This window comes from Leisingera sp. ABD4_442 (assembly GCF_056160905.1).
Window position 1 is genome coordinate 22,264 of sequence record NZ_JBSWYB010000012.1, and the last position, 25,170, is coordinate 47,433.

A 25,170-nucleotide genomic window follows, 5' to 3' on the forward strand; every position below is an offset into this window, starting at 1 on the left:
CCCGCATTTTTCCTCAGCATTGGAAAAATCCCGTGCTATACACATCACCAAACCCGTCAGAGGTCCGGAGCCGCAAGAGTTCACACATGAGCAGTTCAAGCCAATCCGCCAATTTGGAACACCAGCTGCGCGAGGCGATCCTCGCCAAACCCGATGCCGTGCTGGAGGACCAGCACCTGATGAATGCCCTGGTAGCCGCCAATGAGCGCGCCATGGGCTCCAATGTCGTCGATTTGCGCGGCATCGCGATGGAGCGGATGGCGGCGCGGCTGGACCGGCTGGAGGACACCCACCGCTCAGTGATTGCCGCGGCTTATGACAACCTGGCCGGCACCAACCTCATTCACCGCGCCGTGCTGCGGCTGCTGGAGCCGCAGGATTTCACCGCCTTCCTCACCTGCCTGGAGCAGGACATGCCGGAGATCCTGCGCGTCAATGCGCTGGCGCTGGTTCTGGAAACTGCCCAGCCCGGCGGCGCGGCAATTGAGCGCAAATCCGGCGCTCTGAAACTGGCTGGCCCCGGTTTCACCGAAAGCTATGCCGACCAGCCCGGCAGCGAACGCCCCGTCACGCTGCGCCAGACCCAGGGCGGCAGCCCGCGCGTCTATGGGCAAAAGGCCGAATGGATCCGCTCCGAGGCTTGCCTGATGCTGAACCTGGGCGAAGGCCGCCTGCCCGGGATGCTGGTGATGGGATCTGAAGACCCACATCAGTTCTCGCCCATGCAGGGCACCGACCTGCTGGCCTTTTTTGGCGGCGTGTTTGAACGTTCGATGCGCTACTGGCTGTCATGACCCTGATCTCCCCCGCCTGCCGGGATGCGCTGCAGCTGTGGCTGGAGCGATTGGGCGGGCTGGAGGATGCCTCCGCCAACACTCTCACCGCCTACCGCTGCGATGTCACCGCCTTTCTGGCCTTCATGACGCAGCACAGCGGCGGGCCGCAGGGGCTGGGTGCGCTGGCGCGGATCACCACATCAGACATGCGGGCCTGGATGGCGTCCGAGCGCACCTCCGGCACCGGCGCGCGGTCGCTTGCCCGCAAGCTGTCGGCGGTCAAGAATTTCTACCGCTGGCTGGCGGAGCGCGAAGGCTTTGAACCGGCCGCAGTGCTGCTGGCGCGCTCCCCCAAGTTCCAGAAGAAGCTGCCGCGCCCGCTGGCGCCTGAGGCCGCCAAGGCGGTGCTGGAGACGGTCGAGCTGCAGTCGCAAGAGGACTGGGTGGCCGCCCGCGACGTGGCGGTGGTGACGCTGCTTTACGGCTGCGGGCTGCGGATTTCCGAGGCGCTGGGGCTGACGGGGGCAGATGCGCCGCTGCCACCGGTCTTGCGCATCCTGGGCAAGGGCCGGAAGGAGCGCGTGGTGCCGGTGCTGCCTGCCGCGCGGGATGCGGTGGAACGCTACCTTCAGCTCTGCCCGCATCCGCAGAAAGCCGGCGCGCCCCTGTTCCGCGGCGTGCGCGGCGGTGCGCTGAACCCGCGCCAGATTCAGGGCGCGATGGCCAAGACCCGCGCCCAGCTGGGCCTGCCCGCCACCGCCACACCGCATGCGCTGCGCCACAGTTTTGCCACCCACCTGCTCGAGGCCGGCGGCGATCTGCGTGCGATTCAGGAACTGCTGGGCCATGCCTCCTTGTCGACCACCCAGGCCTATACGGCAGTCGATACCACCCACCTGATGGAAGTCTACAACAAGGCCCATCCAAAGGCGTGACTTGACCAGGCAAAGAGACTGGCCTTTGCTGGCGGCAGGAGGCCTGCGATGACTGACGCCAGATCCGCGCAACCCGAACTGATCAGTGTGCTCACATGCCCGGCTTGCGGGCACGAGGCGGCTCTGGAGATGCCGCAGGACGCCTGCCAGTGGTTCCATGACTGCCCCGCCTGCAGCACCCTGCTGCGGCCAAAGCCCGGGGATTGCTGCGTGTTCTGCTCCTATGGCACTATACCCTGCCCGCCGGTGCAATTGGGGCACAAGTGCTGCGGCTGAAGCTGCAGGCGGTCCGAACTAGATAAAATCCGCGCTATTTTCGCCGGGCAGCTGAAAGCCTCTGTTAAGGCGGTGCAGGCTTGATGGCAGAAACCGATCCAGAAAGGATTCTGCTATGACCAGTTCCGGCCTTGCCGCCCTGTTCTTTGACGGCGCCCCCGCGGCCCCTGCGCCGCCGCCCGGCAGCCACCCCTGGGAGCGGATCAGCGATCTGCCTTCTCATCCGCCCTTCTCCGCCCCGGACATTACCGATCCTGCCCCGCATGGCCGCCGGATGTCGCGGATCCAATTTGCCAAGGGTACGGAATTCCGCCCAAACCTGCACTGAACGGTTGCGGGTCCGGGGCAAATTCGCCATCAGGGACAAATGACACCTCAGATCCGCGCCCTCTCCGTTCATCTGCTGACCGCAACCGGTGCCGTCTTTGCCATGCTGGCGATGCTGGCGGCGGCGGATGGCAAATGGAGCCTGATGTTCCTGTGGCTGGTGGTGGCCTTTGCGGTGGATGGTGTCGACGGGCCGCTGGCGCGGCACTACCACGTCAAGCGGTATTCCCCGGAATTCGACGGGGTGCTGCTGGACCTGATCATCGACTATCTGACCTATGTGTTCATCCCCGCATTTGCCCTGTTCCAGTCGGGGCTGATGGCGGGCTGGACCGGCTGGTTTGCGATCATCGTGATCACCTTTGGCAGCGCGATGTATTACGCCGACACGCGGATGAAAACCAAGGACAACTCCTTTTCCGGTTATCCCGGGGTTTGGAATATGCCGGTGCTGGTGATTTTTGCCCTGGAACCCAGCCATTGGACCAGCCTTGTGCTGGTGACGCTTTTGTCCATCGCCATGTTCCTGCCGTTGAAATTCATTCATCCGGTGCGCACCGTGCGCTGGCGCAACCTGTCACTGCCCATGGCGCTGGCCTGGACCTTCTTTGCCGGCTGGGCGGCCTGGGTGGATTTCCATCCGGCCAGCTGGGCGCATTGGGGACTGGTCGTCACCTCGGTCTACTTGCTGTTCGTCGGCATTGCCCAGCAGATCGTGCCCGAGCGGCGGCGCAAGTCCTCCACCGTTTGAGGATGAAGGGGCGCTTTGCCCCTCTGCGCCCCTGCCGGGACGCATTCACCCCGGAGTATTTTCTACCAGAAAGAAGCGAAAAGGGCGCATCCGGGCTGCGGCTCAGATCAGCAGGCTGGCGGCGCCTTCGTGCTTCAGCAGCGCCACTTTGGTTTCCACCCCGCCCTGGCCCGAGAAGCCGCCAAGGCCGGTAGCGCTCAGCACCCTGTGGCAGGGGATGATCACCGGGATAGGGTTGCCGCCGCAGGCATTGCCCACCGGCTGGGGCGGCGCGCCCAGGTCCTTGGCAATTTCCCCGTAGGTCCGGGTTTCGCCGAAGGGGATCGCGACCATCGCATCGCAAACCGCGCGCTGAAAACCTGACCCTTCTACCTGAAGCGGCAGGTCGAATTCTGTCAGTTCCCCCGCGAAATAGGCGCGCAGCTGTGCCAGTGCCCTGTCCAGCAGCGCGGACTGGCCGCTTGCCTGCGCCGACCATGCGAGGCGCACGATGGCCCCGTCCCGCTCCGTCACGCTGAGCGCGCCGACCGGTGTTTCAAGACTTGCTGAAATCATAGAACCTCCCAGAAGCGCGCTGCTGGCGCATCCTGGCAGGATTGGCGCCAGAGGCAAGAGCGTCCGGTGGCCCGGCCGACGGATCAGTAGCTTCGGCCTCCGCCGTTAACACTTCGTTAACCAGTGTTTAGAAATCCTCACCCCATTGCATCAAATTATAATAAAGTGAGTTTCAAGAACGGTACTAAAGGTCAGCAAGATGATTTCTGCAGTTTCCAGCTCCGCCAGCCTGTTTAACAGCATGAAGCAGTTGCAAGCCGCCTATCAGCGGCAGCCGGCGATTGCAGAAGCAGGCGGCCAGCCGGTGGATGCGCCGCTGACCCAAGGCAGCAGCCAGGGCCTGGCCCGCAGCACTGCCCGCGAAGAAATGCTGAGCGCCGAGCGCCCGGATGCCCTGACGCCTCAGTACATTGGCCCCGCCCGCGCAGCTGCCCGCAGCGAGGCCCTGAACCTGCAACAAATCAATGGTTTCGACATGGCTGCCTTCTTTCTGGATCTGGCCAATGGCTGCCAGGCCGGCCCAAAACCGGTGAGCGCGCTGGCTGCCGAAGCCCAATACGTCAAGGCCCGGATGGTCACCGGCTGATCCGCTGTTTCCGGGTACGGGCGGCATTAACATGCTGTTAAGCGTGATCTGTTAACCTTCCTGCAAGACCGGTTCTCAGCCAGCGCGAAGGTTCCGCTCCATGTTTGTACCAGTTTCAGGCCGGGTAGATCCTGCCAAACCAAACCGCGGTCATCTGACCGCCCGCCCGGTTGTCCGCTCGGACGACCCTGAGCGCAGCGAATCTGCCAGCACCAGCCCGCGGGAGCGGGACCCGGACAGCCATCCTCAGGACCCGCCCGCCGGGCAGAACAGCCGCCGCCTGAAGGCGCGCAGCGGCCTGCTCGGGCCGGACCGGCCGCCCGCTTTGTTTCAGGAAAATGCCGTCCTGGCCGCGCATCTGCTGCTGCAGCGCGCCCGCCGCGAAGAGCCGGATCCGGAAACAGGATCAGAAGCGGCCTGTCACGGCTATGAGGCTGCCAGGAGCTTTTCAGCCTGGCAGGCCTGATCCTTATTGCAGCTGCGCCCAGAACAGCTCCAGATGGCGCGACATGATCTCTTCGAAGCGGCCGCTTTCGCGCAGTTTCTTCAGCCCAGCATTGATCCGGTAAAGATGGGACGTGCCGCGCCAATGGCGTTTGGAGATCACCACATGCAAGCCCTCTTCGGACAGCGGTTTCTCCAGTGGCAGCACGGTGTCGCGCAGCCCCTCGCGGACGATGGTGTTGGCGCCCAGGAACAGGTTCACCGCCACGGCATCCACCTGCCCCTGCGCCACCATGCGGAAGCAATCGGCCGGCGTGTCCGGCTGCACCAGAGTGATCTTGCCCTCATCCAGCCAGCGCCGCCCTGAACGGTTCAGGTCATGGGTGAAATAGCCCTTGGGACGGCACAGGGTCTTGCCCTCAATGTCGCTGTCGGCAGCATAGGCGAATTGATCATCGGAGCGCACGAACAGCATGATCGGCAGCGCCATAACCGGCTCTGAGAAGTGGAAATTCGCGCAACGCTCGTTGTCCGGCTCTGCCTCGCAGTCGGGGCGCAGCCAGGGAAAGCCCATGTCGAACTCCTTTTGATCCAGCATCGGGAACAGATGCTTGGACCAGTCGTCCTCCCAGCTGATCGCATAGGACACCGGAGACGGGGCCAGTTCCAGCGCCGCATTGACCAGCTCTGTCACCATGCCCTGGCCAGGCAGGCCGCGGTCGGTGAAGGGCGCATATCCGCCGCCCGTCAGCAGCGTCATCTCCGCGTCCTGCTTGCGCAGGGGTGTCGCATCGGGCGCGGTTGCCTGTTTTATGCAGGGGATGTGCAGCTTGCGGCCCGGCACCACCGAGGAGCCCACCAGCACATCCTGGTTGCGGTAATAGATCATCGTCCAGCGTTCGCGGTCGCCATAGTGGGTCTCTGCAATCGAGAACAGGTTGTCGCCGGGCTGCACAACGTAATCCACGTCGCAGATCGCCTGGGCCGCCGAAGGCAGACCCAGCAGCAATCCAAGGCTCAGCAGATGGCGGCAGATGCTGTTGAACATGCCTCTCCCCCTCAATATCCGGCCCAGACCCTGGCCATGTGGTCTTCGATGATCGCCTGATAGGTGCCATCCTCACGGATGCCGCGCAGAGACGTGTTGACCATGTCCATCAGCTGCTGCGCCTCAGGGTGGGTCTTGTGCACGATCACATGCAGCGCTTGGATCGAGATCGGCTCTGGCACTGCGTCAAACCGGTCCGACAGGCCCAGTTCCTTGATCTGCGCGCGGCCGGTGAATTCATTCATCACCACCGCGTCGGCCTTGCCCTCCAGTACCATTTCGTAACATTCCGCGGTGGTCAGCGGCTGTACCACCTCTACCTTGCCGTCGCGCAGCCAATGGCGGCCCTGCTGCTCAAACAGATAGGTTTCATAGCCTTGCGGGCGGCAGAAGGTCTTGCCGAACAGATCCTCATCCTTGGTAAAGGTCAGAGGGCGCGACTTGTCGGTGAACATCAGAACCAGGACCTCGAACATCGGTTCGGAGAACAGGAAGTTCTTGCAGCGCGGCTCTGCCGGGTTGTTTTCACAATCCGGCTTGTACCAGGGGAAGCCCGCGTCCAGCAGCGCATTGGACAACAGCGGCTCTTCATGCGAGGTCCAGAGATCAACCCAATGAACCGCATAGCCTTCGTCCGGGTCTGCGTGGCGCATCGCGGCATTCAGCACGTCGGTCATCATGCCGCCGTTGTGCAGGTCCTTGCCGGTGAAAGGGGCAAAGTCATCCGCCGTCAGCAGGTTGATGCGGTGGCGCACCTCGGCGCTGCCTGAGGCGATCTGCACCGGCTTGGCCGCCACCGGCGCGCTGGCAGAGATTTCCTTGCCGCCTTCCAGGCCCAGCGGCAGCCCTTCGAGACAGGCCAGCGACAGCTTCATGCCGACGCGCAGGGCGTTCGGCTTGGGGCCGATGGTGTCGATATTGCGGCTGTGGATCGCGCTCCATTTGCCTGCGTCCTTGTACAGTTTGTCAGCGATCACCGACAGGCTGTCACCCGGCTGCACAGAGTAGATCCCGCCGCAGGTTTCGGCAGCGGCGGAATTGGCTGCAAAGGCAAATAGACCCATAGCAGCGGCAGCGATATAGTTCTTCATAGTCCCCCCGGGAAGTCGTCTGTGCTGCAGCCGGTTCCGGCCAGCAGCACCTGTTAGTCTGTTTGTTATGATAGTATTCCGCCCCGCCGCGGCGTTCTGCACGCGGCTTCTGCGGAAACAGCTCCGGCGCGAACGCCGGCGCAAACCCTTAGTTGCCGACGAAAAGCGCCAGCAGCGTGGCGGTGTCGACCCGCCCGTCGGTTCCGATCAGGCTGGCAGGCACAGTGATTTCCTTGCGTGCATAGGCACCGTTCACCATTTGGTCGATATAGGCTTCCGACTGGCCCTGAGCCGCCGCAGTCAGCACCATTTTGTACAGCGCCGTTCCCTCTTCTGCCGCGGCAGAGGCGCCTTGACTCAGGTTTTCGGGGTTTTCCTGCTTGCTGCGCAGCGCTGCCAGGGTTCCGGCAGTGATGCGCGCCACCAAAGCGTCTTCCCCGGCGCCCGCGCCTTCCTGCAGGCCCGCAGCAGATGCAGCACCGGCCGGCTGCACATCCGCGGCCAGGGTATCCGGTGCAGCGGCAGCTTGCAGGCCGGCCGTCTCCGCTGTGTCTGCCGGAGTGCCGCCGCTGAACTGGAAATACAGCAGCATCGCCGCTGCCACAGCCAGTCCGGCCGCCGCCAGCCCCAGCTTCGGCAAAGAGCTTGCGCCTTCCATCTGCGGCGGAGCAAAGGGTTGCGGCCCGGTCTGTTCCGCCGAATTGGCGCGTTTGCCGGGTTTGGGCGCAGCGGCCACAGCAGGCTTGGGCGCAGAGGGTTTGACAGCTGCAGGCTTGACCGGGGCCTGTTTCGCCACTTCGGCTGCGGCCGGGGCCGGCTTGCGCTCCGCGCCGTCTGCAACCAGTCCGATTTTCATGTTTTTCGGCGCAGACACCCCATCAATCCGGATGGATGTCCCCCGCGGCTTGGCTGATTCACCTGCCGGTTGCGCGTCTGCCTTCAGCTTCAGCATTGAAAACTGCCCCCCTGCTCCATGCCATGCTTTGAAATGACGGCTGAAAATCTTCATGGAATTAACAAATTTTTAACCAATTGTGGAAAACCGGTCAACATCTAGAGGAATCTAATTCCACTAAACACAAGGCGACACACGGTAAAAGTGCGGAGAATTTCGCAACAATAGCGCAAAAATGACAACGCCCGGCCAAAAAGCCGGGCGTTGCAAACAATTCGAAGGTGAATCCTGCAGTTAATCCAGCGCGCTATCGCAGCGGCCGCAGACGCCTTCGTGGCTGTGGCTGCCCACATCCGGCAGGATCTTCCAGCAGCGCTGGCACTTGCCGCCGTCGGCCTTCTCGAACACCACCGAAACACCATCCACCTCCGGCATGCGGAAAGCTTCGGCGGGGGCCGGATCGTTTGTCAGCTGGATATCCGAGGTGATGCAGACATCGGCAAAGTTCACCGACTGCAGCGCCTCCAGCGCTTCGCCGTCACGCACATGCACCACAGGGGCGGCCTCCAGCGAGGCGCCGATCACCTTGTCGGTGCGCTGCACCTCAAGTGCTGCGGTCACCACCCGGCGGGCTTGGCGGATCTTGGACCACTTAGCGGCCAGCGGCTCGTTCAGCCAGTCGGCAGGCGTGTTCGGGATGTCCTGCAGGTGCACCGAAGACCCCTCGCCCGGGTATTTCTCCAGCCAGACCTCTTCCATGGTGAAGACCAGGATCGGCGCCAGCCAGGTGGTCAGGCGGTGGAACAGGATGTCCAGCACAGTGCGTGCGGCGCGGGCGTTCAGCGTGTCGCCGTCGCAGTAGAGCGCGTCCTTGCGGATGTCGAAATAGAAGGCCGACAGATCCACGGTGGCAAAGTTGAACACCGCCGAGAACACACCCTGGAAGTCGAACGACTGGTAGCCGGTGCGCACCTTGTGATCCAGTTCGGCCAGGCGGTGCAGCACCCACTGCTCCAGCTCCGGCATATCTGCCGGCTCCACCCGCTGCTCTTCCTTGAAGTCGCCCAGCGACCCCAAGAGGAAGCGCATCGTGTTGCGCAAGCGGCGGTAGCTGTCGGCGGTGCCTTTCAGGATCTCCGGCCCGATCCGCTGGTCGGCGGTGTAGTCGGTCTGGGCCACCCACAGGCGCAGGATGTCGGCGCCGTACTGCTTGACGACCTCTTCCGGCACGATGGTGTTGCCGAGCGATTTGGACATCTTCATGCCCTTCTCGTCCAGCGTGAAGCCATGGGTCACCACATTGCGGTAGGGCGCCCGGCCCTTGGTGCCGCAGGCCTGCAACAAGGACGAGTGGAACCAGCCGCGGTGCTGGTCGGTGCCTTCCATGTAGACGTCCGCAATGCCGTCCTCGGTGCCGTCCTCACGGTCGCGCAGCACAAAGGCGTGGGTCGAACCGGAATCGAACCACACGTCCAGCACGTCGAACACCTGGTCATAGGCGTCCGCATCGACGATGCCGTCCAGCACCTTGGCCTTGAAACCCTCGGTGTACCAGACGTCGGCGCCGTGCTCTTCGAACTCCGCGACAACGCGCTTGTTCACCTCCTCGTTGCGCAACAGGAAGTCCGCATCGGTCGGCAGCGCGCCCTTCTTGGTGAAGCAGGTCAGCGGCACACCCCAGGCGCGCTGGCGGCTCAGCACCCAGTCCGGGCGGCTTTCGATCATTGAGAACAGGCGGTTGCGGCCGGTCTGCGGCCACCATTTCACCAGTTCGTCGATCGAGCGCAGCGCGCGGGTGCGGATGCTGTCGCCCATCTGGTCCATGCCGTCGTCGATTTTGCGGTCGACGGAGGCAAACCACTGCGGCGTGTTGCGGTAGATGATCGGCGCCTTGGAGCGCCAGGAGTGCGGGTAGCTGTGCTTGATCTTGCCGCGCGCCAAGAGGCCGCCGACCTCAACCAGCTTGTCGATCACTGCCTTGTTGGCATCCCCCTCGCCGCCTTTGCGCGACAGGATGAACTTGCCGCCAAAGAACGGCAGGTCGGCGCGGAAAGAGCCGTCGTCCATCACGTTGTAGGTGATCACCTGCTCCAGCATGTTCAGATCGCGGTAGAGTTCGAATTCTTCCATACCGTGGCTCGGCGCGCAGTGGACAAAGCCGGTGCCTTCAGTGTCGGTCACGAAGTCAGCCGCACGGAAGTCGCGGATATCGTCCCATTCGCCGTTGGAGCCTTCAGCGCCTGCCAGCGGGTGGGTCAGGCCGATGCCCGCCAGATCCGAGGCCGGAACGTCAGCCACGCGGCTGTACTGATCCTCAGCCAGACGCGCGCGTTTGAACACGTCTGCGGCCAGATTGTCGGCCAGGATGTACTTCTCGCCCACAGCGGCCCAGCACTCATCCGGAGTGCCGGTGACTTCATAGAGGCCATAAGCAATCTCTTCGCCGTAAACGACGGCCTTGTTCGACGGCATGGTCCAAGGGGTGGTGGTCCAGATCACCACATTGGCGCCCGCCAGCTTGTGATCCGCAGGCTCTGCCACCTTGAACTTTACCCAGATGGTGAAGCTTTCCTTGTCGTGATACTCCACCTCGGCCTCGGCCAGAGCGGTTTTCTCGACCGGCGACCACATCACGGGTTTGGAGCCTTGATACAGCGTGCCGTTCATCAGGAAGGTCATGAACTCATCCGCAATGACCGCCTCGGCGTGGTAGTTCATGGTCAGATACGGATCATCCCAGTTGCCGGTGATGCCCAGACGCTTGAACTCCTCGCGCTGGATATCGACCCAGCTGTCGGCAAAGGCGCGGCATTCCTGGCGGAACTCGACAACCGGCACCGCGTCCTTGTTCTTGCCCTTCTTGCGGTACTGCTCCTCGATCTTCCACTCAATGGGCAGGCCGTGGCAGTCCCAGCCCGGCACGTAACGCGCATCAAAACCCATCATCTGATGGGAGCGCACGATCATGTCCTTGATGGTCTTGTTCAGCGCGTGACCGATGTGCAGGTGGCCGTTGGCATAGGGCGGGCCGTCATGCAGGGTGAAGGGCTTGCGCTCCGCGTCGCCGCCCTTGGCCGCAGCGGCTTTCTCGCGCAGCTTGTCGTAGACGCCAATCTGCGCCCAGCGTTCCAGCCAGCCGGGCTCGCGCTTGGGCAGGCCTGCGCGCATCGGGAAAGCGGTTTTGGGCAGGTTCAGGGTGTCTTTATAGTCAGGCGTCTGGGGCGTGTCGGCGCACATCTGGGGCGTCCTTTGGATGATCAAGGTCGGAAATGGGGATATTCGGTTCGGCGCGATGGCTCAAGCGCCTTTGCCCGGCGGCTCAATGGTTTCAGAGCGCCGGGGATATAATTCGAATAATGATGGCCGCGAATAGGGACATGATCCGCCTTATAGGCTGGAGCGGCGGGAGGGTAAAGCGGCTGATGTGCCGCATAGTGATGAGGGCAGCAGCGAGCGGAACCACCCGCTCTGGTCACCGCACCAGCCAAACGCCCAGATCAGGCCGCGCCAGCATCAGCCAGAGGATTGCCAGCACGGCGGCAAAGGCAGGAAAGCCGCAAGCGAACCAGATTGCGAACAAGCGGTGATAGCGCGCGGGCAGCACCTGCCCCGCCGCGGCTGCCTCCCGCGCCAAGTCACGCAACCGCAGCTGAATCCAGACCACCGGCAGCCAGAACAGACCGGTCAGCACATAAAGCCCCAGCGACAGCGCCAGCCAGCCGGCGCTCAGCGGCCAGCCCAGCCGCCAGGCCAGCAACCCGCCGGTGACGGGCTGGGCAACCACGGCCGTGGCTGTGAACAAAAGGTCCGCCAGCACCACGATGCTGGCTGTATGGGCAACCAGTGCCGCGTCCCGTGTCCGGTGCGCCATCAGCATGAAGAAGGCGATGCCCGCGCCGGTTCCCAGCAGCACACAGGCGCCGATCACATGCAGCCAGCGCAGGATCAGGTCCAGGTCCATTTCAGCGCTCCTGCAGCAGTTGATGGGTGATCAGCGCCAGCAGCAGCCCCGGCAGCACTTTGACCAGCGGCCCGAGCGGATCCGCCCACATCTGCGGGGTAACGGCAGTGGCCGCCGCCAAATAGATCAGCGAGACCGCTGCCATCCCTGCGCAGGCACGCGCCGCCCAGGGCCGCCACAGGATGGCCAGCCCCAGGGTGATATCGGCAAGCGACCAGAAGATGACGCTCGCATTCGCCGGCAGGCTGCTCCATCCAGCATCCGTCAGCACTTTCGCCGCCCCATTCATCTGCCAGAGGCCGATCAGGCCCGAGGCCAGCCAGAACAGGCTTAGCACAGCGACCGCAACCGGCATCAGCAGAGCCATCCGCGCATCCAGCCGCTGCGCTCGCCCCGGAGACAGCGACTGATAGACGGGCTTGAGCGGCGCAATCCCCTGCCCCATGGCGGCCCGGTAGGGTGCGGGATCGCCGCGCACGCCGCTCTGGATTTCGGCCATTGCGGTGGAGCGCAGCGGAGAGCGCCATCCCAGCCGCCCCAAAGCGTCGGCACAGGCTGCAACCGGCGGCAGCAGCCAGCCCGGGATCCGCAGCAGCCTGCGCGCCGGAGCAAGCCCCAGCCACGCCCGGGTCTCTGCCAGCACCTCCGACAGCGTGTGCGGCTGGTCCTCCACCAGGTCATAGGTGCCCTGCGGCAGATCACCGCGCAGCGCAGCAACAACCGCCGCCGCCAGATCCGCCATGCCGATGCATTGCACCGGCGCGTCTGCCAGCGCCACAGGCTGCACCCACGGCACCGCTGCCAGCATTCTCAGCAGACCCGTGCCGCCATAGGCGTTTTGCCCGATCACCAGCCCTGGCTTCAGGGTACGCAGCGGCGCACCGGTGGCCCGCAAGGCTGCGTCCCCCCGCCCCTTGCTGCGCATGAACTCTGTCCCCGCGTCCGGACCTGCCCTGGCCGCTGAAATCTGCACTACCGCGATGCCCCGCTCCGCACAGGCCGTGCCCAGGGCTGCGATGGCGGTGTGATGCACGGCCTCCAGCTCACCCGGCGCCATATCCTGCAGAACCCCCGCGCAATTCACCACGGCGTCCGCGCCCTGCAGCAGCGGCGCCCAGCCCTCAGGCCGCAACAGCTGCAAGAGGTCGCCCTGCTTGAATGGAACGTCCGGCAGCACCCGCGCTGCCTGCGCGGTGCTGCGTCCCAGGCCAGTCACATGCATTCCAGCGGCCCGAAGGGTGCGCACCACCTCAGCCCCGATAAACCCATAGGCGCCTAAAACCAGCACCCTCTTCGCATTCTCCGCCATCAATGAATGCCTTTTTGACAAATCCCTCGCTCACCATAGCGGTGGCGGCCGCAGGCGCCAGCGCCGCCGCAAGCTGGAGCTGCGGCAGATGCGCCTTTACCCTTCCGCTCGGCTTGGCTTCCACCTATCTACAGGCCAAAGCAGGCCGGAGCAGACAATGACCGATACCGAAACACAGAACCCGCTGGCGCGGTTCGAGATCACCGCTGAGGAGATTTCTCGCGTGGTGGCGGTGTTCTACATGCAGGTGCGCGCCGATGATGTGCTGGGTCCGGTGTTTGCCGCACATGTCACGGATTGGCCCGAACATGAGGAGAAGATCGCAGGCTTCTGGCGCAATGCAATCCTGCGCGAGCGCAGTTACAGCGGCAATCCGATGCGGGTGCATGTCTCGCGCCCAGACGTGAAGGCAGAGCATTTCCCGCTGTGGCTGGGGCTGTTCCACCGGGTGCTGCGGGCGGAGCTGCCGGAGCGCACCGCGCTGCAATGGGGCGCCCTGGCCGACCGCATCGGCGAAGGCTTCCGTACTGGCATCGTCGCAATGCGCCAGCCCAAGGACCAGCCGCCCAAGCTGTTCTGATCGCCCGGACAGTGGTGCTCCCGCGCCCGCAGGCCTACGGCTGGCGCCGAACGCCTTGGCGGCCTTGGGCGCGGCTCATGCTGGGCATGAGCCTGGCGCGCGCGTTATTTCTCCTTGGAAAACAATCCCGTCAGCGCCCGCTGCACCACCTTGCGGGTGCTGGGCTTGTGCTGCGGCGAGAACGGCATCGGGCGGCAGACCTCCATCGCGGCAATACCAACGCGGGCGGACAAGGCGCCGTTGACCAGCCCTTCGCCGAACCGGCGGGAGAGCTTGGACAGAACCGACCCGCCCAGCACCGGCTCCAGCAAGTCATCGCCTGCGGCCACTGCGCCGGTGGCGGCCAAATGCGCCAGCACCGCGCGGGTCAGCCGCCAGGAACTGAAGAAACCGGGCCGGCCGCCATAGATCCCCGCCACCCGGCGGATCATCCTCAGCGAAGAGACCAGCGCGGTCAGGATATCCGCCAGCGCCATCGGCACCAGCGCGGTTACTGTCGCGACCTGCCGGGACGCGGCCTCCACCTCACGCAGGGCAATGGCGTCCAGCGGCACCAGCAGTTCCTCCTCTGCCAGAAGCAGCAGAGCGTCGCCATCCATCACTTCCACCCGGCGTTCCGCCAGCCGGGCCTGATGCCAGCTGAGATCCTCGCGGCCTTTGTAAAACGCCTCCAGCCGGGTGGTGAAGGCGCGGGCATCGGCCAGATCCGCGGCCTCCTCTGCCAGATGACGCAGCGCATCGACGCGGCGCAGCCGGGAGAGCGCCGCTAGCTCACGCAGAGCCATCGCCAGCGCCAGCAGCAGAAGCGCCCCCAGGCCAGCGGTGACAGCCCAGCCCAGCAGCGGCACCCGTGCAATCAGCCCGGCGGCAAAATCCCAGGCCGCGACGGAGGCCATGGCACCAATGACCGCAACCAGCAGCGCCCAGAACAAGCGGGCCAGCCGTGACGGGCGACGGGCAGCGATGCGGGCCGCCTGCTCCATTGCCGCTGGTTTCGCCGTCGCGGGCAGCGGGTCGGGAACTGGCGGCGCGTCGGCCACAGGCGGCGCCTCCGCCTCCTCCTCCAGATCAAACAGAACGGGCTTCTTGCTCATGCCGCGGCCTCCTGCGCGGCGCGCCATTCATAGGTGATGTCTGGCAGGCCCTCTTCATTGCCAGAGCCATCGCCGCGGGCAACTTCGGCAAACCCCTCCCGCAGGTAGAACCGCTGCGCCCTTGTGTTGGCGGCAAAGGTGTTCAGCACCAGCCGCGGCGCCGCCGCCTTGGCCGCATCCAGCAGCATCTTGCCCGCCCCCTGCCCGCAGGCACCGGGAGCAAGGTAGAGAGAGCAGACCTCCTGCTCCTTGCGGGCCAGGAAACCCAGAACCGTCCCGTCCCGCTCCGCCACGGTGACCCAGCCCCGGTCGATCATCATGCCGCAGAACATGATCGTCTGGGCCGATGAATAGAGCTTGGGCATCCATTCGGTATCCTGCTGGAAGCGGTAGAGAATATCACCGGTTGCCCCCGCATCGAGCGGGGCCGCGGGGCGCAAGACAAGGGTCACAAGGCATCTCCGATCAGGAAATCTGCGGCGCGGTCGAGGCGGATATGCGGCGGGCCGCTGCCGTGTTTCAGGGTGAGCGGCGCGGGTGCAAAGGCCATTGACTGGTAATCGCCCTCCAGCCAGCGCTCCGCCCCTTGCCGCGCCGGTGTCAGCAACTGGGCCGGGTCCTGCGGCAGGGCGCCGGGGTAGAAGGCCGCCTGCTTGCCGTTGTCCAGCAGGGTGCCGCGGACGCAGGGTAATTCGCTGCTGTTATGGCTGCGCATTTCTTCTGTCGTCGTGCGCAGGGAGGCCAGCGCCAGCGCCGCAGTCTCAGCGCCGGCAAAGCGGGCGCGGTCCTGCGCCTCGCGGGTGAGCGCCTCGATGATGGCGGTCATCTGCGGGTGCTGGGCGTGGTGCAGATGGTCGGCCTTGGTGGCGGCGAACAGGATCTTTTCGACCCGCTTGCCGCCCAGGAGCCGGGTCAGGAAATGATTGCGGCCCGGTTTAAAGGCGCTGAGGATATCCGTCATCGCATGGCGCAGGTCCTCTACCGCCTGCGGGCCGGAATGGATCGCCGAGAGCGCATCCACCAGCACCACCTGCCGGTCGATGCGGGCAAAGTGGTCGCGGAAGAAGGGCTTCACGACCTTGGATTTATAGGCCTCATACCGCCGTTCCATTTCACGCCACAGGCTGCCGCGCGGCGCGCTGGCCTCAGGCGGCAGCGGGGCGAAGGTCAGCACCGGCGAGCCCTCAAGGTCGCCGGGCAGCAGGAAGCGGCCCGGTGTGCAATCGTAGAAACCGGCGGCGCGGGCGGCAGCCAGGTAATCCGTGAAGGCCGCGGCCAGCGCCTGGGCCTGCGGCTCGTCATGCGTCCCCGCGGGGACGGCTTTGTATTTCTCAGCCAGGAAATTTTCTGCCTGCGGCCGGGCGGCGATGCGGGCGAGCACATCCGCGGACCATTCGCCATAGGATTTGTCCAGCAGCGCCAGGTCCAGAAGCCATTCGCCGGGGTAGTCGACAATATCCAGATGCAGCGTGCGCGGCCCCTGCAGCCCGGCCAGCAAGCCGGCGGGCCGCACCTTGAGGCTGAGACGCAGCTCAGAGACCGCCCTTGTGCTGTCCGGCCAATGGGGTGACGGCCCGGTCAGCGCCGCGAGGTGGTTTTCATAGTCAAACCGCGGCACGGTGTCGTCGGGCTGGGGCTGCAGGAAGGCAGCCTCGATCCGGCCTTCGCGCGCGGCGTTCAGCTGCAGCATCCGGCCCCGGTCCATCAGATTGGCGACCAGCGAAGTGATGAACACCGTCTTGCCGGAGCGCGCCAGCCCGGTGACGCCCAGCCGGATGGGCCGGTCGAACAGCGCCGCGGAGAGGCCGCTGGCCGCGTTCTCCACCCCGCTCATCACCCCGTCTGCAAGGGAGGTTATCACCAAGGCCCTGATCCTGCTCTGTTCTTGCTGCTGACAAGATAGGCAGCATGTCGATAAGATACCAGAGCGCACGCAGGGCTTGCCCTGGTCCGGCCCTGTTGCTAGTTGCCCGGCCATGCCGCGTTTTGCTTTGAAAGTCGAATATCACGGGAAGCCTTTTGCCGGCTGGCAAAGGCAGAAGGACCTGCCCTCGGTGCAGGGCGCGATCGAGGCTGCGCTGGCGCGGCTGGAGCCGGGGGAGCACACCATTGCCGCCGCCGGGCGCACGGACACCGGCGTGCACGGGCTGGGACAGGTGGCGCATTGCGACATGGCCAAGGAGTGGGACCCGTTCCGCCTGTCAGAAGCGCTGAACTACCATCTGAAGCCCGATCCGGTCGCCATCGTGGATTGCGCCCGGGTGGAGGGGGACTGGCACGCCCGGTTTTCCGCGGTGGAGCGGCAGTATCTGTTCCGCATTCTGATCCGCCGCGCACCTGCCACCCATGACGCGGGACAGGTCTGGCAGCTGAGCCATGTTCTGGATGCAGACGCCATGCAGGAAGCGGCCAACCACCTGATCGGCAATCATGATTTCACCACCTTCCGCTCTTCGATCTGCCAGGCGGCAAGCCCGGTCAAGACGCTGGATGAGCTGCGGGTGGAGCGGGAGCAGGGGTTCTCCGGGCCGGAGATCCATTTCCACGTCCGCGCCCGCAGCTTTCTGCACAATCAGGTGCGCAGCTTTGTCGGCACCCTGGAGCGGGTCGGCGCCGGAGCCTGGCATCCGGCCGATGTGAAGGCCGCGCTGGAAGCCTGCGACCGCGCCGCCTGCGGGCCGGTTTGCCCCGGCCATGGCCTCTATCTGGCGCGGGTGGGGTATCCGGACGATCCCTTTGCCTGAGCCGAACTGAAGGGGGTGCCATCCGTACACCCCCTGTGCACCACCTGTGCACCCCCCTTGCACCCCCTCGCCCCCTCCGGCAGCAGGCAGCAGCCAAACCGCCCTGCCCTTGCATCGCAGCGGCACCTGCCCATACTCAGCCATACTGACGAACCGGCAGCTCCCCTGCGGCACCGCCCGCACACAAAAGAAAGCAGAGACCCCGAAAATGGCACCAACAACCAAACCGCCGCTTCTGGCTGTCCTGATCGACGCCGACAATATCTCTGCCAAATACGCCGAGGCGATGTTCGAGGAGATCGCCTCCTTCGGCGAGGCCAGCATCCGCCGCATCTACGGCGACTTTGCCGGCGGCAGCCCGCAAGGCTGGAACAAGGAGAAACTGGCCGCCTTGGCGATCATCCCGCATCAGCAGTTTGCCAATACCACCGGCAAGAACGCCTCTGACATAGCGCTGGTGATCGACGCGATGGACATCCTGCATTCGGGCCGCTTTGACGGTTTCGTGCTGATCTCCTCTGACAGCGATTTCACCCGTCTGGCCAGCCGCATCCGCGAACAGGGGGTGGATGTCTACGGCATGGGGATGCGCAAGACGCCCGCTGCCTTTGTGCAGGCCTGCAAACGCTTCATCTATGTGGAGAACCTGCTGGAGGAGCCGGCCAAACCCAAGGCCAAGCCCAAGAAGGAAGACGACAGCGGCAATGCCCCCGCGGCGCTGCCGGACCCGGCCAAGCTGGTGGTGCGGGCAATGGATGCGATCGGCCAGGAGGACGAGTGGTTCACCCTGGGCCAGATCGGCCAGTATATCACTGCGGCCTTTCCGGACTTCGACACCCGCAGCTATGGCAAGCGCAAGCTGAGCGACCTGATCGCTTCGCTGAAGCTGTTTGAGACCAAACGCGGCGAGGGCAACCAGATCCTGGTGCGGCGGCTGGATTGAGACCGCGAAAACTGTCTTTCGTTCCAGCGCGATCCGTGGCTTAGTCCCGCCAAGGGGACGCGGCACGGGGAGGAACGCGCATGGCAATGCTGATCAGCATCGGCCACGACGGCTGGTATACCGAGGAACAGCTGGCGGAGGAGCTGCGGGCGATGGCCCCCGGCGCCGATATCCGGCCCATCTCGGCGCCGGGCAACCTGGAAGACATCACCGTGCTGGCTGTTTCGGTGCTGAAGGACGGCCTGCCGGAACAGCTGCCGAACCTGAAACTGGTGCAGAAGCTGGGTGCGGGGGTGGATACTATCGTTGCGCACCCGGGCCTGGCGCCGCATGTGCGCGTCACCCGGCTGAAGCCGCTGGAACCCGCGCATGAGATCGCGGAATTCTGCCTGGCCTATGTGCTGCGCGGCCAGCGCAATATGACGGCGCACGCAGCCTCGCAGTCCCGCAGCGCCTGGGAGCCACTGGCACCGGGACGGCCGCAGGAAACCACGGTAGGCGTGCTGGGGCTGGGCCATATCGGCGGCATGACGGCGCAGCTGATGCGGGACATGCGGTTCAAGGTGCTGGGCTGGAGCCGCTCGCCCAAGGAGATTGAAGGCGTCGATTGCCGCCACGGCGCAGATGCGCTGCCGCAGATGCTGGGGGAATGCGATTATGTCTGTTCGATCCTGCCCTCCACCCCTGCCACCCGCGGGCTGATGAATGCCGAGGTGCTGGCGTCGATGAAACCGGGCGCCACACTGATCAACGCAGGCCGCGGCGATCTGGTGGATGAAGCCGCGCTGCTGGTGGCACTGGACCGGGGCACCCCGGGCCATGCGGTGCTGGACGTTGTGAGCAAGGAACCGCTGCCCGCGGACAACCCGCTGTGGGCCCACCCGCAGGTCACCATCACGCCGCATGTGTCCGGCTGGCACCTGGGCGACGCGCTGAAAGACGTGGTGGAGAACCTGCGGCGGCTGGAGGCGGGCGAAGACCTGCTGCACGAAGTGGACCGTGAGCGGGGGTATTGAGCCCAATCCGGAAAGAAACGCCCGTTGCTTCTTTCTGGTTTGAAATACTCCCGCCGGAGGCACCGGCTTTTTCCCGCTGGAAAAAGCCGGATACACAATGGCGGCGGGGCAACTAGATCAGCTGATGAAGTCCTTGTAGCCGGCCTCATCCATGTAATCGTCCATCGGCGACAGGTCCGAGGGCTTGATCTTGAAGAACCAGGCGTCGCCCTCGGCGTCCTCATTCACCTTGCCGGGGTCGTCGGCCAGCGCCTCGTTCACCTCGACGATCTCGCCGTCCAGCGGGGCGAGGATGTCGGAGGCCGCTTTGACCGATTCAATCACCACGATCTCGTCGTCCTTGGAGACCTCGGTGCCCGGTTCCGGCAGTTCGACATAGACCACCTCGCCCAGCTGCTCAGCGGCGTGGGCGGTGATGCCGACGGTGATCAGGTCGCCTTCGGGCAGCAGCCACTCGTGTTCCTCGGTGTATTTCATGGGGGTGTTTTCCTTCGAAGAGGCGTGGGTTTCAATGTCTCGGGCCGCCGGAAATGGCGCCGCGGATGGCAAGGGGCGCCCCCTCGCATACGCGGGTATACGGTATCAACGGGGGGGGCTGCCGATCAAGACGGCAAATCACCGGCTGGGGGAAAATTTGCGGCCCTGACAGGCTTTAGAACAGGTTGAAATACTCCGCCTGTTCCCATTCGCTGACGGTATCCAGGTAGCGTTCCCACTCAAAGGTCTTGAGCTGCAGCAGGTAGTCCGCGGTGTCCGCACCCAGCGCCTCGCGGCAGAGGGCTGAATTTGCGAACCCGTCCAGCGCCTGGCCCAGCGAGCGCGGCAGGCGGTCGGCGTCTTCGCTGTAGGGCGACAGGGTGGGTTTCGGGGCCTCCAACCCTTCCCGGATGCCGGCCGCGCCTGCGATGATCTGGGCGGCCAGCGCATAATAGGGATTGGCGGAGCTGTCCGGGGCGCGGTTCTCGATCCGGCTGGCGGCGTTGCGGGGCTGCATCAGCGCGCGCAGCATGGCGCCGCGGTTGTCCTCGCCCCAGCCGATGCGGCTGGGGGCCAGCTGGAACGGCAGGTAGCGTTTGTAGCTGTTCACCGTGGGGGCGATCAGCAGCGAGGTTTCCGCCGCGTACTTCAGCAGGCCGGCCATCCAGGCGCTGGCGAGAGGGCTGAGCATCCCGTCGGTTTCCGGCATGAACAGGTTGCGCCCCGTGGCCAGGTCCTGAAGTGACTGGTGGACGTGCCAGCCGTTGGCCATGGCGTTGTCCAGCCGCGGCTTGGCCATGAAGCTGGCGTGCAGGCCGTTGCGGGCGCAGACCTCCTTGACCATGGTGCGGAACATCACCATCGCGTCGGCCTGCGCCATGGCGCTGTCGGGGGCAAAGGTGAACTCAACCTGGCTGGGGCCCATTTCGATTTCCACGGAGCGCACCGGCAGGCCGAGCTTCTGGGCGTTGCGGCGCAGCAGGTCGAGGATGCCCTCCACCTCGCCATAGCGGGTTTCGGTCAGATACTGGTAGCCCTGCGTCAGGTTGCGGGTCTGCACCGGGGCGCCGGGGCGGGTCGCCAGGGCGTGGGCGTCGGATTTATCCGCCAGCTCGAACAGGTGGAACTCTACCTCCAGCCCGAAGGTGGCGGCCATGCCCTGCGCCGTCAGCATTTCCACCTGCCGCTGCAGCACCGCGCAGGGGGCAAAGGGAATGGGCCGGCCGTCCGGGTAGACCGGGGTGCAGAAGATCCAGGCGGAGTGACCGGACCAGGGCAGCGCGCGCCAAGTGTCAGGGCGCGGCACCAGCAGCACGTCGCCTGCCCCCTGCATCGGGCCAGCCAGATCGGCGCCCTCCTCCCACACCGGGAAGGCGGTGCGGTGCGAGGTGTCCTTGAGCAGCAGGGTTGCGGGCACGTTGAGGCCGCGGTCAAAGACGGGGGCAAAGGCTTCTGCCATCACTGTCTTGCCGCGCAGCAGCCCGTGCTGATCGGGGAACAGCACCCGCACCGTCTCAATCCCGTCAAACTGCGCGCGCGACGTGATCTCTGCCGCCTTCCGGCAGTCCTCAGGTGACAGCAGGCCCAGGCGGGCCAGTCTGCCGGATGTGAAATCTTCTGCCATGGGCGGCCTCGTTGTGCGGAGCTGTTTGAAATTGCACCGGAAATGGCCTGCCGTCCAGTCCGCGGCGGTTTTCACTGCAACCCCTTGCGCAATCTGGATATTGCGGTGCCTTTGCGCCTTGACAGCGTTCGCAAAGCGAACATTGATGCCAGCATCCGCACAATGCCCTGCCGGGCCGCGGCAATTCAGGATCAGAACGGGACGGCTTCGCCATGACAGCGGCAGACCAGGACAGGAATATTTCGTCGAGCTTTGCCAAGGGGCTGGCGGTGCTGGCGGTGTTTGACGCCGAGACCCCCAGCATGACCCTGGCCGAAATCGCGCGGCGCAGCGGCCAGGACCGTGCCACTGCCCGCAGGGGCGCGCTGACGCTGGTGCAGGCGGGCTATCTGCGCCAGGACGGGCGGATGCTGTCGCTGACGCCGCGGGTGCTGGCGCTGGCGGGCGGGTTCCTGCAGGCCAACCAGTTCGGCCGCCGGGTGCAACCGGTGCTGAACCGCCACGCAAGGCAGATGGAAATCGAGGTGACGCTGGCAATGCTGGATCAGGGCCGGGTGCTGCTGCTGGCGCAATCCACCGTCGAGCACGGCCATATCACTTATGGCTTCACCGCCGGCTCGCATATTCCGCTGGCCCACACCAGCCTGGGGCGGATGCTGCTGGCCGGGCTGCCGGAGGAAGAGGCCGCAAAGGTGCTGGCAGAAACGGACCTGCCGCGCCACACCGAGGCCTCTCTGAGCGATCCCGCCGCCATTCTGGAGCGCGTTGGTGAAGCCCGCGCGCAAGGGTATTGCCTGACGGACAGTGAATTCGAGTCCGGGATCACCGGCTATGCGGTGCCTGTGTCGCGCCCAGGCCGGACGCCGATCGTGGCCGGCTGCTCTGCGCCGCGGGGCCAGCAGCCGGAGGCGGATGCCGGGCGGCTGCTGCGCGGGCTGCAGCTGTGCGCCGCGGAGCTGCGCCAGGCGGAGGCAGTGGATCACCTGTAAGCTTACGTCTTGCAAAGCCCCTGCCCTGAGCTAGGCTGAAGCCAGTGATTTCCGCAGGAGCATTTCGATGATGAAAAAGACTGCATTGGCAGCGGCCCTTTGCGCCGCGCTGGCCCCGGCTGCCCAGGCCCAGGGCGTGGAGGGCAAGCAAGTCACCGTGCTGGGCCGCGACTGGGTGGTGGCCCCGGTGGAGGACATGCCAAACCGCTACAGCGCCACCCGGATGAACCTGGAGCATCTGGCCTTCCGCCCGCCTGCGGTGCTGACCGCGCGCCAGGCGGTCAGGGCCATCCGAACCGCCACCGGCTGCAGCGTCAGCTTGGACACAATGGTGCGCAATATCACCGGCACCTATTACGCGCAGGTGATCTGCCGCAAATAGCAACGCCCCTGACGCTTGCGCGGTTTAGCAGCGTTTTTCTGAAACATCCTCTTGGGAAATGTGATCATTTTCCGGGAGCCCATGGATTGAGCGGTGCCGGAGCGCCTGCCATAGATTGCGCATGAAACTTGCTATCAACGGATTCGGCCGCATTGGCCGCGCCATCCTGCGCCAGATTCTGACCACGTCGCGCGGAGACGGCATCGAGGTGGTGCGGATCAATGATATCGCACCCTTGGACATGTGCGCCTATCTGTTTCAGTACGACAGCACCTTTGGCCCCTTTGCCCATCCGGTGGAGCATGGCGGCGATGCGCTGCAGGTGATGGGGCGCACCATCCCGGTGAGCCATGAGCCGGACCTGACCAAGGTGGATCTGAGCGGCGTCGATCTGGTGCTGGAGTGCACCGGCATTGCGCGGACCTCCGATGTGGCGGAACGCGGGCTGAAGGCGGGCGCTGCCAAGGTTCTGATCTCCGGCCCCTCCCCCGCGGCTGAGCTGACTGTGGTGCTGGGTGCAAACGAGGAGACGCTGGGCGATGCGCGCATCGTCTCCAATGCCTCCTGCACCACCAACGGGCTGACGCCGCTGGTCAAGCTGCTGGACGGCATCGCAGGCATCGACACCGCGCATATGACGACGATCCACTGCTATACCAACTCGCAGCCGATGGTGGACGCGCCGCGCGGCGATTTTGCGCGCTCGCGCGGCGGTGCACAGTCAATGGTGCCGACCACCACCTCGGCCATGCATCTGATCGACGACGTGCTGCCGCATCTGAAGGGCCGCGTGAGCGGTGCGGCGGTGCGGGTGCCGACGGCCAGCGTTTCTGCCATCGACATGGTGGCACAGCTGAAAACCCCGATGCGCGAGGCGGAGTTCGATGCCGCGCTGCGTGAAGGGGTCGCCGCATCGAAAGTGCTGGGCTGGACCGACATGCCGCTGGTCTCCTCCGACCTGAGGGCGCGGCCGGAATCGCTGGTGATTGCCGGGCCGGAAACCCGTATGGCCGGGGATACCCAGGTGCGGGTCTTTGGCTGGTATGACAATGAATGGGGGTTTTCAGCCCGGATGCTGGATGTTGCACGGCTGATGGCAGGATAGGCCCGCCCCTCCAAAACCTGTGTGCAAGCCCGCCCGTCCGGCGGGCTTTGCTATTCCTGCAGCCTGCGCCCTTTTCCTGCCAGGCGGAACCAGCGGAAGATCAGCATCAGAACAACCATGCAAACCGCCAGCCCGATCAGATCGCCTGCCGCATAAACCGCCATCACCGGCAGCTGATCGCCGGGAAAGATCAGCCCGGAAAACACCAGCGATTGCCCCAGGGAATTGAGCACAGAAGCCACGGCTCCGATGGCCAGCAAGCCGGACCAGGCCATGCGCCGCGACTGGCCGGCATAGAGGTTCCTACCCAGCAGCCGGGCAAGCTCGAAGGCCGCCAGCGCCGAAACCGCGCCAACAGCGATGGATTCCAGCAGCACCGGCTCCATCAGCTGGCGCACATTGGCAGAGGTGAACAGCAGCTCAGCCAGAAGGGCCCCGGCAGCAAGCGGCAGGACGGCCTTCCAGCCAAGCAGCCAGACGCTCAGCACCCGCACCCCGTGGGGCAGGTAAACAAGGCTGGCAAAGACGGTGATGTCCGGCAGGAACAGATTCTGCACCGGCGTGACAACCCAAGCTGTCAAACCGTGGCAAATAACATAGGCGGCAGTGATGACCGCGAAACTCTGAACACCGGGGGGCAACTGCAATACTCGTATCATGCCGCCCCTTTAGACAGAGTACGGGGAAGCTGCAATCCGGTTATTGAACGAACGGCCAGCCGCCGTCAGCCAGCGACCTTGTCTAAGCAGACCACGTAATGCTTGGCCCTGCTGCCCCCGGCCCGTTCCAGCAGGCCAAGCGTTAGCAGGGACTTCAAGGTCCGGTGAAACGTCGCCTGCGCAATGCCCCGCACCAGGCGGTGGCTGCGGATCTGTTCGGACTGAACCGCCGCACCCGGTGCGCTGGTCAGCGCGTGGGCCGCCAGCAGCACGTCCCTTTCGGCGCGGCTCAAACGGTCCAGGCCAATGTCGCGCTCCATCTCATGCAGCATGTCGCGAAGTTCGAAAATAGATTTCAACCGATCCACAATTGCACCCCCGGAATACTAAACCATTGCTCCAGCACTGATAAAATCCGTACCTATGAAACGACACCACGGGAAAATTATCAATCCGACAATTATCTGGACAGTAACATTCCGCGTGGTATCATTCCAGTCAGGCTTAGCTGCGTTGTGAGTGGTGGCTGCGCCTGACGTTTAATCAAAGTATATTGTTAACCAGTGTCAGCTCCGGCGGGTTTACCTGCCGGAGCTGAACTGG

At 64.7% G+C, this 25,170-nt stretch carries 28 protein-coding genes; 14 read left to right on the top strand and 14 right to left on the bottom strand.

What is annotated here, in order from left to right:
* The first annotated feature begins 86 nt into the window (after nucleotides 1–86).
* The 5 genes from ACXAHG_RS11560 to ACXAHG_RS11580 all read left to right on the top strand — a co-directional run bounded on the left by ACXAHG_RS11560 (nucleotide 87) and on the right by ACXAHG_RS11580 (nucleotide 3,065).
* Nucleotides 87–794, top strand: coding sequence for a DUF484 family protein (locus ACXAHG_RS11560; protein WP_475057399.1), 708 nt, complete (start codon nucleotides 87–89; stop codon nucleotides 792–794).
* Nucleotides 791–1,711, top strand: a complete 921-nt coding sequence (locus tag ACXAHG_RS11565) for a tyrosine recombinase XerC (RefSeq protein WP_475057402.1) — start codon at nucleotides 791–793, stop codon at nucleotides 1,709–1,711. The genes ACXAHG_RS11560 and ACXAHG_RS11565 overlap by 4 nt, the downstream gene beginning before the upstream one ends.
* Before the next feature lie 48 nt (nucleotides 1,712–1,759).
* Nucleotides 1,760–1,987 (top strand): GDCCVxC domain-containing (seleno)protein, encoded by a 228-nt coding sequence (locus tag ACXAHG_RS11570; protein ID WP_475044846.1) that lies wholly within the window; start codon nucleotides 1,760–1,762, stop codon nucleotides 1,985–1,987.
* A gap of 115 nt (nucleotides 1,988–2,102) precedes the next feature.
* The gene (locus ACXAHG_RS11575) at nucleotides 2,103–2,315 is read left to right on the top strand and encodes a hypothetical protein (protein ID WP_475044848.1); all 213 of its coding nucleotides are present in this window, start codon (nucleotides 2,103–2,105) and stop codon (nucleotides 2,313–2,315) included.
* Between the two features lie 39 nt (nucleotides 2,316–2,354).
* Nucleotides 2,355–3,065 (top strand): CDP-alcohol phosphatidyltransferase family protein, encoded by a 711-nt coding sequence (locus ACXAHG_RS11580; protein WP_475057405.1) that lies wholly within the window; start codon nucleotides 2,355–2,357, stop codon nucleotides 3,063–3,065.
* 102 nt (nucleotides 3,066–3,167) lie between these two features.
* Here the strand turns inward: ACXAHG_RS11580 and ACXAHG_RS11585 are convergent, their stop codons facing one another.
* A complete protein-coding gene (locus ACXAHG_RS11585) occupies nucleotides 3,168–3,620 on the bottom strand; it encodes a methylated-DNA--[protein]-cysteine S-methyltransferase (RefSeq protein ID WP_475057408.1) in 453 nt (150 codons plus the stop codon).
* Between the two features lie 199 nt (nucleotides 3,621–3,819).
* On the opposite strand from ACXAHG_RS11585, the gene ACXAHG_RS11590 reads away from it, so the two are divergent.
* Complete coding sequence (locus ACXAHG_RS11590) at nucleotides 3,820–4,206, top strand: hypothetical protein (RefSeq protein ID WP_475057411.1); 387 nt, start codon at nucleotides 3,820–3,822, stop codon at nucleotides 4,204–4,206.
* Between the two features lie 100 nt (nucleotides 4,207–4,306).
* Nucleotides 4,307–4,672: a hypothetical protein gene (locus ACXAHG_RS11595; RefSeq protein WP_475044854.1), complete on the top strand. Its 366-nt coding sequence runs from the start codon at nucleotides 4,307–4,309 to the stop codon at nucleotides 4,670–4,672.
* 3 nt (nucleotides 4,673–4,675) lie between these two features.
* Here the strand turns inward: ACXAHG_RS11595 and ACXAHG_RS11600 are convergent, their stop codons facing one another.
* The 6 genes from ACXAHG_RS11600 to ACXAHG_RS11625 all read right to left on the bottom strand — a co-directional run bounded on the left by ACXAHG_RS11600 (nucleotide 4,676) and on the right by ACXAHG_RS11625 (nucleotide 12,954).
* Complete coding sequence (locus ACXAHG_RS11600) at nucleotides 4,676–5,698, bottom strand: ABC transporter substrate-binding protein (protein ID WP_475044855.1); 1,023 nt, start codon at nucleotides 5,696–5,698, stop codon at nucleotides 4,676–4,678.
* Between the two features lie 11 nt (nucleotides 5,699–5,709).
* Nucleotides 5,710–6,789: a peptidoglycan-binding protein LysM gene (locus ACXAHG_RS11605; protein WP_475044856.1), complete on the bottom strand. Its 1,080-nt coding sequence runs from the start codon at nucleotides 6,787–6,789 to the stop codon at nucleotides 5,710–5,712.
* 148 nt (nucleotides 6,790–6,937) lie between these two features.
* Nucleotides 6,938–7,645, bottom strand: coding sequence for a hypothetical protein (locus tag ACXAHG_RS11610; protein WP_475057414.1), 708 nt, complete (start codon nucleotides 7,643–7,645; stop codon nucleotides 6,938–6,940).
* 333 nt (nucleotides 7,646–7,978) lie between these two features.
* Nucleotides 7,979–10,921, bottom strand: a complete 2,943-nt coding sequence (gene ileS / locus ACXAHG_RS11615; protein WP_475057416.1) for an isoleucine--tRNA ligase — start codon at nucleotides 10,919–10,921, stop codon at nucleotides 7,979–7,981.
* A 235-nt stretch (nucleotides 10,922–11,156) separates the two neighbouring features.
* Nucleotides 11,157–11,645, bottom strand: coding sequence for a DUF2269 family protein (locus tag ACXAHG_RS11620; protein WP_475057419.1), 489 nt, complete (start codon nucleotides 11,643–11,645; stop codon nucleotides 11,157–11,159).
* A 1-nt stretch (nucleotide 11,646) separates the two neighbouring features.
* Nucleotides 11,647–12,954 carry an SDR family oxidoreductase gene (locus ACXAHG_RS11625; RefSeq protein WP_475057421.1) on the bottom strand — a complete coding sequence of 436 codons (1,308 nt, stop codon included), beginning with the start codon at nucleotides 12,952–12,954 and terminating at the stop codon, nucleotides 11,647–11,649.
* A 157-nt stretch (nucleotides 12,955–13,111) separates the two neighbouring features.
* Between ACXAHG_RS11625 and ACXAHG_RS11630 the strand changes: the two genes are divergently transcribed.
* Nucleotides 13,112–13,534, top strand: coding sequence for a group III truncated hemoglobin (locus ACXAHG_RS11630; RefSeq protein ID WP_475057424.1), 423 nt, complete (start codon nucleotides 13,112–13,114; stop codon nucleotides 13,532–13,534).
* A gap of 104 nt (nucleotides 13,535–13,638) precedes the next feature.
* Here the strand turns inward: ACXAHG_RS11630 and ACXAHG_RS11635 are convergent, their stop codons facing one another.
* Genes ACXAHG_RS11635 through ACXAHG_RS11645 form a run of 3 tightly spaced genes read right to left on the bottom strand, consistent with a single transcriptional unit; the run spans nucleotide 13,639 to nucleotide 16,492 of the window.
* Nucleotides 13,639–14,628, bottom strand: a complete 990-nt coding sequence (locus ACXAHG_RS11635; protein WP_475057426.1) for a YcjF family protein — start codon at nucleotides 14,626–14,628, stop codon at nucleotides 13,639–13,641.
* Nucleotides 14,625–15,080, bottom strand: coding sequence for an N-acetyltransferase family protein (locus tag ACXAHG_RS11640; RefSeq protein ID WP_475057428.1), 456 nt, complete (start codon nucleotides 15,078–15,080; stop codon nucleotides 14,625–14,627). The genes ACXAHG_RS11635 and ACXAHG_RS11640 overlap by 4 nt, the downstream gene beginning before the upstream one ends.
* A complete protein-coding gene (locus ACXAHG_RS11645) occupies nucleotides 15,077–16,492 on the bottom strand; it encodes a YcjX family GTP-binding protein (RefSeq protein ID WP_475057432.1) in 1,416 nt (471 codons plus the stop codon). Before ACXAHG_RS11645 ends, ACXAHG_RS11640 begins: the two co-directional genes overlap by 4 nt.
* A gap of 112 nt (nucleotides 16,493–16,604) precedes the next feature.
* Between ACXAHG_RS11645 and truA the strand changes: the two genes are divergently transcribed.
* The 3 genes from truA to ACXAHG_RS11660 all read left to right on the top strand — a co-directional run bounded on the left by truA (nucleotide 16,605) and on the right by ACXAHG_RS11660 (nucleotide 19,331).
* Nucleotides 16,605–17,372, top strand: coding sequence for a tRNA pseudouridine(38-40) synthase TruA (truA, locus tag ACXAHG_RS11650; protein WP_475057434.1), 768 nt, complete (start codon nucleotides 16,605–16,607; stop codon nucleotides 17,370–17,372).
* 208 nt (nucleotides 17,373–17,580) lie between these two features.
* Complete coding sequence (locus ACXAHG_RS11655) at nucleotides 17,581–18,315, top strand: NYN domain-containing protein (protein ID WP_475044873.1); 735 nt, start codon at nucleotides 17,581–17,583, stop codon at nucleotides 18,313–18,315.
* An 80-nt stretch (nucleotides 18,316–18,395) separates the two neighbouring features.
* Entirely contained in the window at nucleotides 18,396–19,331 is a 936-nt protein-coding gene (locus ACXAHG_RS11660) for a 2-hydroxyacid dehydrogenase (protein ID WP_475057437.1), read from the top strand.
* Nucleotides 19,332–19,448: 117 nt separating this feature from the next.
* Here ACXAHG_RS11660 and gcvH read toward each other — a convergent pair whose 3' ends face one another.
* Together gcvH and ACXAHG_RS11670 are read right to left on the bottom strand one after the other, a co-directional pair.
* A complete protein-coding gene (gcvH, locus tag ACXAHG_RS11665) occupies nucleotides 19,449–19,808 on the bottom strand; it encodes a glycine cleavage system protein GcvH (protein WP_065267652.1) in 360 nt (119 codons plus the stop codon).
* A 175-nt stretch (nucleotides 19,809–19,983) separates the two neighbouring features.
* Nucleotides 19,984–21,432, bottom strand: a complete 1,449-nt coding sequence (locus ACXAHG_RS11670) for a glutamine synthetase family protein (RefSeq protein WP_475057440.1) — start codon at nucleotides 21,430–21,432, stop codon at nucleotides 19,984–19,986.
* 212 nt (nucleotides 21,433–21,644) lie between these two features.
* Here ACXAHG_RS11670 and ACXAHG_RS11675 point away from each other — a divergent pair, with 212 nt between their 5' ends.
* From ACXAHG_RS11675 to ACXAHG_RS11685, 3 genes are all read left to right on the top strand, one after another.
* On the top strand, nucleotides 21,645–22,421 hold the full coding sequence (locus tag ACXAHG_RS11675) for an IclR family transcriptional regulator domain-containing protein (RefSeq protein WP_475057443.1): 777 nt from the start codon (nucleotides 21,645–21,647) through the stop codon (nucleotides 22,419–22,421).
* Between the two features lie 67 nt (nucleotides 22,422–22,488).
* Nucleotides 22,489–22,803 (top strand): hypothetical protein, encoded by a 315-nt coding sequence (locus ACXAHG_RS11680; RefSeq protein ID WP_475057445.1) that lies wholly within the window; start codon nucleotides 22,489–22,491, stop codon nucleotides 22,801–22,803.
* Between the two features lie 121 nt (nucleotides 22,804–22,924).
* Nucleotides 22,925–23,908 (top strand): type I glyceraldehyde-3-phosphate dehydrogenase, encoded by a 984-nt coding sequence (locus ACXAHG_RS11685; RefSeq protein ID WP_475057448.1) that lies wholly within the window; start codon nucleotides 22,925–22,927, stop codon nucleotides 23,906–23,908.
* Nucleotides 23,909–23,958: 50 nt separating this feature from the next.
* On the opposite strand, the gene ACXAHG_RS11690 is transcribed toward ACXAHG_RS11685, so the two are convergent.
* Both ACXAHG_RS11690 and ACXAHG_RS11695 read right to left on the bottom strand, forming a co-directional pair.
* A complete protein-coding gene (locus ACXAHG_RS11690; RefSeq protein WP_475057451.1) occupies nucleotides 23,959–24,489 on the bottom strand; it encodes a hypothetical protein in 531 nt (176 codons plus the stop codon).
* Nucleotides 24,490–24,632: 143 nt separating this feature from the next.
* Nucleotides 24,633–24,935: a hypothetical protein gene (locus ACXAHG_RS11695; protein ID WP_475044884.1), complete on the bottom strand. Its 303-nt coding sequence runs from the start codon at nucleotides 24,933–24,935 to the stop codon at nucleotides 24,633–24,635.
* Nucleotides 24,936–25,170 lie beyond the last annotated feature (235 nt).